This window comes from Candidatus Oleimmundimicrobium sp. (assembly GCF_030651595.1).
Classification (GTDB): Bacteria; Actinomycetota; Aquicultoria; order UBA3085; family Oleimmundimicrobiaceae; genus JAUSCH01.
The window spans coordinates 1-12,087 of sequence record NZ_JAUSCH010000052.1 but is presented as its reverse complement, the minus strand read 5'-3'; the positions used below and the strand labels follow the sequence as shown (position 1 = coordinate 12,087).

Sequence of the window (12,087 nt, the reverse complement as noted above, 5' to 3'; positions counted from 1 at the left end):
TAGTCTATTTTAGAGATTGCCAGCGAGATTACTTCGTCCTCCGACATAACGTCGAAGTCCTCGTAATGACGGGTAAGGGGCCCCGCGATCCTCGTGATGACGTCTTTACCGTCACTGCGAGCCCAAAGGGCGTGGCAGTCTTGAAATTGCTTCGTTGAGACTAATTGTAATTTATAGAAACTTATTGAAATTTATTCGAAATTTCCACATAATCTCCACCAATTACCACTTAATTACTCCATCCCCGTTACCCTGTTAGTCGGGAGTCTCTTGGCGGGGAGTCGGGAGTTTGTTAGTTTTGAGATTGCTGGTTTTACTATACTCCATACTCTATACTCTATAAGCTCTCCGCTCTCTGCTCTATGCTTCTTGATCTTCCTGAAGACTGGTAGCTGGAGGCTGGCGACTATCTTATGGCAACTCTTCGACCTGATGGCAAAGCAAACACAATTCATCTCTTGGTTTTATCACCATCGCCGGATAAGGCGTATTGTGTGGATTATGACAACTGCTTGAACAAGTTAAGGTTCCACCCGTAAGCTCATCTATACTAGGTTTACCATAGGGATGGTCAATCCTGTGTTTAGGCGTCAAAAGGTGGCATGTTTTACACAACGCCAATGGCTCTTTGACAAGCAATAGAGAGTAATCCGAGCCATGAACTGAATGGCAATTTAAACATGACCCCTCCGGGGCAATCCACTGTAAGTAATCATGAGCGCACCCGGGATAATATTCACCAATATAATCGTGGCACGAAAAACAAAAATCATTTCCCCCTTTTGACAACAAGTTATCATACGGCGCGCCGTGAGGATCGTGACAATTTACACAGTAAAATTTCTCATTTAAGGGATGGGCTGATGTTTTTTCAAACAAAGTCTTGATATCTTTATGGCATAAGAAACAAAAATCTTTCTTCTCCGCCCAAAGCTGCACAGGATAATTGGTTGCGTGATAGCCGTGACAATCGGTACATCTATTATTCTCAATTGGCGAATGAACGCAAGGATTCTGAATCTTCTTCCCAACATCAGGATGGCACACCACACATAGAATTTTCTGGTTTTTAATGAGTCCCTTATCGTAATTTGAACCGTGCGCTTCGTGACAGCTCAAACACAACCCTGCTGCAAATGGTTGATGAGTATCTTTAATAGATAACTCTTCCGCAAATCTATGGCAGTAAAAACAAAGCTCCTTGGGATCAGCTTTCAACAAAGCTTTGTGGGAAGAACAATGAGGCAAATGGCAATCAAGGCAGAAACCCTTTCCAACAGGGTCATGCACAAAATTACGGGTAATATCTTTGCCAATATTAGGATGGCAAGAAAAACAGAGTGTTTTTAAAGGAGCTACCAATTTTGATTTTTCCCCTTTTTCATGGGGAGTATGACAACTTGTACAATGAGCTGCCTTGAAAGGTTGATGTAAAGAAGCCCCTATCTCCTTTTTATGGCATAAAAGACATTGATAAGAAGGAATAATTTGGCGAAGTCTTGGCTCGTATTTTCGTAAATATGGAAGCAAAAAAATCAAAGAACCAAGAAAGATTAGTATAAGAAGAATGATAAACCATGCTTTGTTACGAGAAAACCATAACCAAAAACCACGTTTACGTTCTTTTTCTTCTTTCTCTTCACTTTCTAATTGTTGTTTACCTGCCCCTTTTCCCTTGTTCACCAAAAGTTGACTCCTTAAACAGCTAAATTAAGAGGCGGTTAAACGCTCTATTGCTTTTTTTGCATCATCATAATCCGGAACATATTTTAATGCTTCTTCATATTCGCGTATGGCCAAATCTTTCTTACCGACTTTTTCGTAAGCCAAGCCCAAACTATAGTGCGCGTTTGCGGATACGGGGTTCAACTCAACACATTTCTCCAAAACGTTAATGGCCTCTTTAGGGTTATTTTGTTCCAAATAAATTTTACCCAATAAAAAATAAGCAAAATCATGGCTCGGACTTAATTCAACTGTTTTCTTTAATTCCTTAATTGATTTACTTGTTTCTCCTTTTCTTTCATAAATAACAGCCAGGAAATAATGTGGTTCCGCATATTTTGAATCTAATGATATAGCTTTCTCAAATTCTTTTATTGCCTTATCCTCTTGATCAATTTCAAAATAAGTCTGACCAAGATTTACATAAGCAACAGCATCAGTGGGGTCATTTTCAATTTGACTTTTGTACATAAGAAGATTTCGCTCAACATAAGTCCGTGGAACTTCTTTCTTGAAAAAGGCCAATTTAACCACAAAGCAAGCAAAAACCAACGTTAGCGCAGTTAAAACTATAATACTCCAAAACAACCATTTACTAGAATCATTGTTTTGTTTCTCTTCAATATTCTTTTTCAAATTAACCATTTTCCACCCTCTTATCTTTTATAATAATTATATAAAAAGACTATCAGAACAATCATATAGTGTAAAGATGGTTGTCAATTTTCGGCTTCCAGCTTCCAGAATTGATAAGTCACCTTTTTGAGATTGCTTCGTCACTTCGTTCCTCGCAATGACGAAGGTGTGGTGCTACCGTTCCTCCCGCCTACCTGAGACAGAGTTACCGGCGGGCAACCGCAATGACGGAGGTGCCGTTAACTCTCCTCGTAATGACAGAGGATTTAATTTCCTCCAATGACAACCCTATTCGTCACTGCCTGCCCCTTATTTGTCACTGCGAGCGAAGCGCGGCAGTCTCAGGTAAGCAGGCAATGACGGTGAGTTTGAGATTGCTTCGCCGGTAGTCACAGCAATTTACAATTCGACAAATTCGCCTAACCACATATATATTAATCGGAATTTAGAAAAGAAAACTTAAGACAAAACGTTAAATATCTTGTTTTTTTAAAGATTTAATCGACTATAACGCCTTATAAAATGATAATATCTGTAACTCTATAGATAAATCTATCTGACGAACAACAACCCTGTCCGGCATCTTCAGCGAAACAGGCGCGAAGTTTAATATAGCATTTATTCCAGAGGAAACCGCCTTATCCGCCACTTTTTGTGCCTCAGAAGCCGGTGTGGTTATTATACAAATCTCAATCTTTTTCTCCCCAACAATCCTTTCCAAATCTTTAATATCGCTTATAAATAAACCATTAATTTTCTGGTCGACCTTTTGTAAATCAGTATCAAATATCGCACATATCTTAAATCCCTTTTCGGCAAAACCTTCATAACCAAAGAGAGCGGTCCCAAGTTTCCCGGCCCCTATAATGGCAACCGATTGCTCCTTATTTAAACCCATGAATTCAGATATTTGATGAATCAAACTTTCAACATCATACCCCACGCCTCTGGTTCCAAGCTCGCCTAAGTATGAGAGATCTTTTCTAAGTTGTGGCCCATTGCCTCCGGCCAACTCAGCCAAATCATAGGAGGAAATAACAGTATCACCCTTTTGGGCCAATTCTTTAAGATAACGTAAATACATAGGCAATCTGTTAACCGTAGCTGCCGGAATCGTCTTTTTTTTATTCACAAAAACCTCCCACAGTTACTTTTGAAGATAAGTAAAAAGATATGCCCCGCAAGAAATACGGGGCATATCTTTTTTAAACTACCTAAACATTCTAACGTGACAGTCTGCGCAGAATGGCGCGTAAGAAGGACCGTGGCACTCAAAACACCCTTCAGCACCGTTCTTTTTTGCAATTACAGGATGAGCTTTCAACGTCCAATCACCCATCGCGGAAGACCACCCTTGATGATGACATGATTCGCAAAAATCATAATTTGGATGACACATTTTACATGAATCTTGATTATTTTGTCGGTCTTTCTTTACAATAGCCCCATGTTCTCCGGTTTTAAAAGCATCCGGATGAGGCATTTCCATTTTGTGGCAATCCATGCAAAATTGCGTCTTATGACATATACCACAATTTTTACCCTCTTCTGCCAAAGCAAGATCAGCGTGTTTTGGCGGCACAAAATTAGAGGCAAAGTGATCCCCGTATACTGAGCCACTTCCTGGTTTTAATTCAAAAACAGGAGGATGACACAAAGAACATTTGCCTGAAGCCTTCGCTGCTTCCAATCCATGACAATCAGAGCTATAACATATATCCATTGGCGGCCTATGAACTTGTTCCGGCTCATGCACAGGAAGTTTGTGACAGCGCGAGCACTTTGTTCCAATGTTTATGTGCGGCACGTGGGTAAAGATTAACATTTTTCTGTCAAATAACTTCTCACGCACCCGACCATAATCTATACTACCGTGGCAATAGGTACAATTAAACCCTTCTTCCATCTCAGGAAGGCCACCTGTTAAATTTGTTTTCGCTTCAGTTTCGGCAGGGGCAGTAGAAGTTGCCTCTTCAGTCTCTTCATCGGTTGGTTTTGTTTGTTCGCATCCCACCACACTAAAGAGAAGGCCAATTGAAACCAAAAGAATAACACCCACCAAAAAATATTTCTTAATACTTTTAGGGATATTTAACAATCAATTTCACCCCTTTTCTGTTTAGTTTTGTGAATAATTTTACTTTTAATATTAAGGGAGCATGTTCCCTTAAATTAGAGAACATGCTCACCTTTTAACCCATCTTCAAACCTCTGTGCTAACCTGCTCACCAAAATTCGATACTAACAAGCAAGTATATCTAACCGTAAGATACATCCCATAGTTCTTCATTTTATTTCGACTAAGGACCCTTAAGATCAGGATATGGCGCTCCTCTCACGTGACAATAAGCACAGTAAGTAGGCCCGTGGCACTCAAAGCATGCTTGCGCTCCAAGTTCTTTAACTAGAGGCGGATGACCTGTTGCCTCAAATGGACCCCACTCAGCTTTGTACCCTTGGTGATGACAATCCTCACAGAACGTCCGCTTTGGATGACAATAATCACATTTCGCTTTCAAGTTTCTGCCCTCTGTTTTATGCTTTCCGGTCTTAAAGCTATCAGGATGCGGTATTTCCATCCCATGGCAGTTATCACAGAAACTCTGAAGGTGACAAATCTGACAATTGCTTATATCTTTTGTTGCTAAATCAGCATGATTTCTCACCAAGAAATCTGAAGCAGTATGATCGCCATACACAGAACCCTTACCGGGAATTAAATTAAATTCAACCGGATGGCATGCCTCGCATTTACCCGTCCCAGGGGTATTCTTCATCGCGTGACATTTTTCACTGTAACAAGAATCCATTGGCCATTCTTGAGCTTCGGTAGCATCCTTGCCTTTATGACATTTATTACAGGCAAAGTTTTTCTTGAAGTGTGGCTCATGTGTAAAGATAAATGATGGAGAAGTATAAACTCCTGTCTTGAGCTTACTATGACAGCTTCCACAGTTTTCCATAGAGATAGCGATGTTCTTAACATGATGACAATCGGAGCAAAACTGCCCTTTATGGCAAACTCTACAATCCGTGTTATCTACACTCGCATCTGACCTGTGGTCTTTCACATAAAAAACATTATGAGGCATCGGGGTCTTATGACATTTGGCACAAAATTCGTAGGCATGACATATTTCACAATTTTCGAGCTCAAATCCCCTTATTTCCCCATGTGTCGTGCCCCAGTTAGCTGTCTTGTGATCATTCGGTATTGCCTTCCTTGCAGTATGACAATCCGCGCAGAAGGGCTTAGCATGACAAGTATAACAATGGGTAACATTTTCTTTTGCTTTTTTTACATGCTCTCCAGGGAAAAAACCTTCCTTTTTGTGATAGGCAGGCTTTAAATCAAATTCCGGAGGATGACAAACACCGCATTCCGGAGGAGCCATTTCTCCCTGGGCCCCATGAGCTAACCCATGACAGTAATAACATAAATCCATCGAAACCCGGTTAGTTTTATTTGGTTCATGAACAGGAGCTTTATGACAAAAGTCACATTTGTAACCTTTATTTAAATGCACCTGATGATTAAAAATCAGTCCGAATTTTCCTTCCCATTTGCTCGGCTGATCCAACTCTCCGTGACACTGCGAGCATGTACCCATGGTCACTTTTTCTTCATTATCACCTGTTTCTCCCTCTGCGAAAGCGTAAAGAACCCCACCACTTACAAAGAGAGCGAGGGCTAAACAAATTAAATATATTGCTACTTTTCTACTTTTTATTTTTTTTATTGCGGTCGCACCTCCTTTGCTAAAAATTACTAAATCCTTTTTTTACCAGGGAAACCACGAAAATAATCCCCTGAGCCATTTTAAAATAATGTTTGTTTTAAATCCTTCTTGCAACTCGTGAATCGAAGGCCCATAGGCATCAGCAAATGCCTTGTTTGAACCGGGATGACACTCTTCACACGTCTTATAAAGATTTGCGTCGGAAATTAAGGAGTTAGGATTATCTTTTGAAAGAATATTATGGTAACCGTGACATTCCCAACAAGTCGGAGCTTTTTTAAATCCTACTTTGTAGGCCTGACCGTGATAGTAATCACCATAATTCTCCCAATAATCTTCGTGACATTTTCCGCAAACTTCATCGGCGCTTGCCCAAAAATCTTCCTTCGTTTCCTCATTTTTCAAGCTTTTAATGTAGTGAGCCCCGTGACAATCAGCACAAGAAGCCGAATCGGCTCTACCCATAAGGGCAGCCTTACCGTGTGTACTATTTTTATATTCGTTGTACACATCTTTATGGCAATCCTTGCAAGCCAACGCGGCAACTCTTAACGGTTCACCTTTAGCTTCCGGATGAGGTAAGGAAATTGTAAATCCTAAATGACACTCAGAACAAAGAACATTCCCGTGAACAGAGTTCTTATAAGCTGCCTCGTCTATGTAAAGACTTCTGCCGTTTGCCTCTAAATCTTTATCACTATGGCAGACCATACACCCCTGGGAAGGAGTTATCCCACCATAATATGACGACGTTTCAGCAAATGCTGTTCCACAAAAAATAAAAACCGTAAATAACAATAAAGAAATGAATAAGACACCACTATATGAAATCTTTTTCAATCTCACACCTCCTTACAGTATGATTTTTAATGAATTTATAATTAGGGGTTTTAAAATCCCCTGTTTAATCACAATTTACTTAAATCAATAAAAACATCGTTAAAGATATAAAACCTATTGTTATCAATATAGCCAAAAATCTTCTTGAAATGCAAGAAAATTTTGCTAAATATTTCACTTACTTACTATTAAATTATAAGTAACGTATTATTCAAGATAAAAATTCAATTTCCTTCTTTTTCTCCGAAATAAATTTCATAAAAAACCTAAAAACTAAATTAGCTTCAATGCCCCGCCAGAAGTAACTCAAGTTTCATTTTAGCTTCCTTAAAATTTGGTTTAATTTCAAGCGCCCTTTTATGCGCCTTAATTGCATTTTCAATATCTCCTTTACTCTCATACGCCAAACCCAATTCATAATAGGATAAAAAATCACCGGGATTTGTAAATATCGCTTTATTTAACTCTAAGATTGCATCTTCATATAAACCACCCATACGATAAAGAGTCCCCAGTCGCTGATGGGCAGCGGAAAAATATTTATCTATTTCAATCGATTTTTTATATGCCGCTTCAGCTAAGAGCAACTTTTCATCTTTTTGCCACTTAAAACCATAGTAAGAGAGCGTGTTGCCTAAATTAAAATAGATATCCTCGTCCAAATTATCAAATTCCAAGGCCTCGTTATAAATTAAAATCGCCCTATCAGCCCAGAACGGATTATTAGTAATCTTTGCCTTTTGAACATAAGCCCCACTTAAATAAAACCTGTAAATATTATAATAAGGATTTAAGGTAACGGCCCTTTCAAGTTCCCCAACGGCCTCATTTATTCTTCCTGAAGCACCCAGTTTCGCCCCCCTGTAATTGTGAATATCGGCTACAATAAGCGTTCCAAAGTAAAAGTTGAGACTTAAAACAACAATTAAAAAACTGCCGAATAAAATTACCATGAATGTGCGAAATTTAGCCGGGAGTTCATATTTTCCGGTTTCCCAAGTTCTAAAATCAGCAAAATTGCCCACGGTCATGGCGCTCCCCATCAACAGCCAAAAGAGAGGCGTAACCCCAACCATACTGGGTTCAAATTGAATTTGAACAATATAAGCCACACAAGCCGCCAAAATCCCAACAAAAAGAAGATAGCTGCTGGAGCCCCGGACTTTTTTGAGCAAAATCTTAGCAGATAGAAAAAAGGCAACCAACACCCATAGATAAAAAGCAAAGCCCAATAGCCCTGTGCCCGCGGCAATTTGCAGAAAATCATTGTGAGCTCTGTCGGGCATCGCTTTTTCGCCTTCAATTCTTATAAATGTAAGAGAACGATATGAGGGAAAAACTGTGCGAAAAAGTTCCGGCCCATACCCAAGAACAGGCCTGTCAGCTATCATTCTTACCGTACTTTCCCAGATGCTCAACCTGGTCCCCACGGTTCCTTCTTTTAAGGCAAAACTTGAAGCAATTCGAGAAAGCTGAGAGGAAGAAGTATCTTTTTTAAAAGACCCGAGAAAAAAAGTACTTATTAAAATAAGCATTAAAAAACAGCATACAGGCACGATAAATACCTTACGTTTTTGTAAAAATTGCTTGCCGATAAAAACAATAAGAAAAACCGCGCCCGCTAAAAAACCCAGCCAACCGCCGCGAGAATATGTAAGAAACAAGCAAGCTAACTCAGTCAGCAAGAAGGTGGCCAAAAAAAAGCGCTGCAAACTATCTTTGACGTAAGAAAAAAGAACAATAGTAATCGGGATGCTCATAGCCAAAAAGGCCGCCAAAAAAACAGGATTACCGAGTGAGGAAAAAATTCTTATCCCAAAAGGTTGTGAAGCCACATGAAGAAATTCAAGGCCAAAATACTGGGCAATCCCGTAAATGGAAGCAAGGAAGGACGCGGCAACAAAGGACGTTGCCAGCCACTTAATTTGTTTTTCTTCTCTAAAAAAATAAAATGCTAAGTAAAAAAGGATTATGTAATTTAAAAGCGCGGGCAAACCCTCGAATCTTCTATACTGGCCAAATATGCTAATTAAAGGGTTAACAGAAAATATTGTGCTAAGAATAATCGTCAAGGCCAGTAAAAAAAGCGGTAAATCCATAGATGTGCGGTGATACACAAAATAACCATCCCGAACTACCTCATAAAACCAAATTGAAAGCATAATCAAGGTTGTCATATGAAGAAAAACTATTTTGGGCAGATTATAAAAATCAAAGGTCCAAGGACAAACAAGAACCGGAACGATAAATGCCACCGCTATTAAGATGTAAGTATTAAGAGAGACGGAAACCCCTGAAAGCTGATTTATTGGTTTGTTTGTTTTTTTCATCTAAAAACACCTTTTCTTATTATTGCCTGCGAAGCGTGGCAATCTCTAGATTGCTTCGTTGGAACTAATAGTAATTTATGGTGATTCATTGAAATTAATTGTAATTTATAGAAACTTATTGAGATTTGTAGAAATTAACAGTTACTTATTCGAAGTCTCCACATAATCTCTTCCCAATTTCCATTTAATTACAACTTAATTACCGCCTAATTTCTATTTAATTTCCATCAATTACCACTTAACTTCTCTTTACCCTCTCAACTTTCTATCTGCCATTAGCTATAAGCCCTGCCAGCGGCGGGCAAGCGGGGTTCGGGAGTTGGTAGCTTTGAGATTGCTTCGGTCGCTTCGCTCCCTCGCAATGACAGAAAAGTTCTTTATCTTTACCCGTCACCCTTTATTATTACTCATTCGCTATCTGCCATAAGCTTTTTTGACTCTTGGCTAGCGAAGCGGTTGACCCTTGACTGCTTTTGGCTCCATACTCCATACTCCATACTCCATACTCTACGCTCCGTGCTCTCCGCTTCTGGCTATCAGTCCTCTATACTCCAATCTCACATTTTTGTTTTTCCTGGAGGCTGACAGCTGGGGGCTGGTGGCTATTCTTTTATCTCGCCCCTTTTCCTGTAAGAACAACTTTTACAGTTTGCAATAAGATTTTTAAGTCCAAAAGAATTGATTGGTGGTAAACGTAGATTAAATCATACTTCAACTTATTTTCCGGCGTTGTCAGATAAGAGCCACTTACCTGCGCAAGACCCGTTATTCCGGGTTTAATTTTAAATCGTTCCTCATATCCGGGAATACTTTTTTTATGCTTCTCCACAAAGTATGGGCGCTCAGGCCTGGGCCCAACGAAACTCATATTTCCTTTCAAGATATTCCAGAGCTGAGGCAGCTCATCTGCGCGGGTTTTTCTTAAAAACTTTCCTACAAGAGTTATTCTGGAATCATTTTTAACCGCCAAAACCGGCCCACTTTCTTTTTCAGCCCCAACTACCATAGTGCGGAACTTATATAAAGCGAAAGGCCTTCCTTCTTCACCCACCCTAATTTGTTTATAAAAAACAGGCCCTTTCGAAGTAATCTTTATAATAATAGAAGCAATAATCATTATAGGCATGGATAAAATTCCAAGAAAAACCGCCAGCAGAATATCAATAATTCGTTTTAAACCAAAAACCCATGAAGGCACAGGATCCTTCGTCAGCTTAATTAAGGGAATATCGTTAACTAAAGAATAATCAACTTTTCCGATAAATATTTCGTAAATCTCCGGAATTGCTTCAACTTTTACGCTGGTCTCTTCCGCTTTTGCAAGTTCATCAAGCAGCTTCCTATGGTGAGTCGGAGAGGTAATGATAATCCTGCTAATATCATATTTTCTAACCAGCTCAACTATATCGCTAATTCCGCCAACAATGGGAATCTCTTCAATTTTTCTCCCTACTCTTTTAGCATCTTTTTCTACCAGCCCCACCACTTCATAACCCCATCGGGAACGTTCTTTTAGCTCCCTTAAAAGCTGCAAAGCAATTTCATCAGTTCCGATAATCAATATCCGCTGTGTCGGCCACTTTATTTTAAGAACATTTAAGGCCAGCATACGCCAACCACTGATTATTAAAATAATCAAGGCCCACGAAATGGCAAAAATCGTTCGGGGAAAGGAGAAAAATCTAAAGAAGAAAGTGATAGACATAATAATTAAGGTGCTTAAGGTAACCGCCTTAAGAACAGAGAAAAAAACATCCCATCCGCTTTGAACTTTTTCGGGGTCATAAAGATCATATACATAAAAAGCCCCTAACTGGATTAAGGTTATAAAGAGAGCCAAGTTTGTATATGCCTGAAAGTTAAAAACAGGGAGCCGGCCGCCAAAACGCAGTAAAAATGAAAGAATGATGGCACAGTTAATGAGAACCGCGTCAATTATTATTGAAATTATTAACCATTTTGACTTAGATAACCTGGCCACTCTAATAATCACTCCTTAATTGGTTTGCTCTTTTTGTTCAGGTAAATAAGCTCTCCCTCTAATGAAAATCCCCTTGTTTTTTCTCACCGTTATTGCAAGCGAAGCGTGGCAATCTCAGAACTTCTAGTAAACAGAGATTGCTTCGTCGCTACCGCTCCTCGCAATGACGGGAAGGTGTCGCTTACGCTCCTCCCGCCTACCTGAGACAGAGTTACTGGCGGGCAGGCATAATGACAAACTATCTGTCATTGCGAGCCCCCGTTCTGTGGGGCGTGGCAATCTCGTTTTAATCGCTCTGACTCCTCACAATAACAAAAAATATCACGCTAACCTTACAATTTTCGCAATTTCCACATCCCCTAAACCATCAGTTCCTCATAAATTTCCAAGACTCGTTTTGCCATCAATTCCTTGGTAAATTCCTCATTTACTCTTCTTTTACCGTTAGTGCCGTATTTGTTTCGCAAGTTCTCATCATTTAAAAGTTTGTTTATAGCTCCGGAAAGTGCCTCCGTTGAGCAGGGAGGAACAATAATGCCTGTTACCCCATCCAGGTTAGCATAAGGAACCCCGGTTGTTAAATTGGTGCTTACCACCGGCTTCCCGCAAGCATGGGCCTCAAGCTGAACCAAACCAAAGGCTTCGCTTCTGGCAACCGATGGGAGAGTAAAAACATCGCAAGCATGATAATAAGCAGGCAAATCATCATCAACAACTTTCCCTACAAAATGCACCCTATCCTCAATACCTAAATCTGTGGCAAGTTTTTTTAAATCATTTTTCAACGGCCCTTCGCCAACAAGAAGAAGCTGGCCATCTACCGCCTTCATCGCTC

9 protein-coding genes are annotated in these 12,087 nt (G+C 39.8%); all 9 read right to left on the bottom strand.

The window, feature by feature from the left end:
* Positions 1-411: 411 nt before the first annotated feature.
* Positions 412-1,683, bottom strand: coding sequence for a cytochrome c3 family protein (locus Q7U95_RS03425; RefSeq protein ID WP_308751870.1), 1,272 nt, complete (start codon positions 1,681-1,683; stop codon positions 412-414).
* Positions 1,684-1,710: 27 nt separating this feature from the next.
* On the bottom strand, positions 1,711-2,370 hold the full coding sequence (locus tag Q7U95_RS03420) for a tetratricopeptide repeat protein (RefSeq protein WP_308751869.1): 660 nt from the start codon (positions 2,368-2,370) through the stop codon (positions 1,711-1,713).
* A gap of 496 nt (positions 2,371-2,866) precedes the next feature.
* Entirely contained in the window at positions 2,867-3,493 is a 627-nt protein-coding gene (locus Q7U95_RS03415) for a redox-sensing transcriptional repressor Rex (RefSeq protein ID WP_308751868.1), read from the bottom strand.
* A gap of 78 nt (positions 3,494-3,571) precedes the next feature.
* Positions 3,572-4,459, bottom strand: a complete 888-nt coding sequence (locus Q7U95_RS03410) for a hypothetical protein (RefSeq protein WP_308751867.1) — start codon at positions 4,457-4,459, stop codon at positions 3,572-3,574.
* A gap of 202 nt (positions 4,460-4,661) precedes the next feature.
* Complete coding sequence (locus Q7U95_RS03405) at positions 4,662-5,972, bottom strand: cytochrome c3 family protein (RefSeq protein WP_308751871.1); 1,311 nt, start codon at positions 5,970-5,972, stop codon at positions 4,662-4,664.
* Between the two features lie 171 nt (positions 5,973-6,143).
* The gene (locus tag Q7U95_RS03400; RefSeq protein ID WP_308751866.1) at positions 6,144-6,941 is read right to left on the bottom strand and encodes a multiheme c-type cytochrome; all 798 of its coding nucleotides are present in this window, start codon (positions 6,939-6,941) and stop codon (positions 6,144-6,146) included.
* A 284-nt stretch (positions 6,942-7,225) separates the two neighbouring features.
* A complete protein-coding gene (locus tag Q7U95_RS03395) occupies positions 7,226-9,271 on the bottom strand; it encodes an O-antigen ligase family protein (RefSeq protein ID WP_308751865.1) in 2,046 nt (681 codons plus the stop codon).
* A gap of 610 nt (positions 9,272-9,881) precedes the next feature.
* Positions 9,882-11,252: a sugar transferase gene (locus Q7U95_RS03390; RefSeq protein ID WP_308751864.1), complete on the bottom strand. Its 1,371-nt coding sequence runs from the start codon at positions 11,250-11,252 to the stop codon at positions 9,882-9,884.
* Positions 11,253-11,611: 359 nt separating this feature from the next.
* On the bottom strand, positions 11,612-12,087 hold a 476-nt coding region (locus Q7U95_RS03385), incomplete at its 5' end, for a glycosyltransferase (RefSeq protein WP_308751863.1).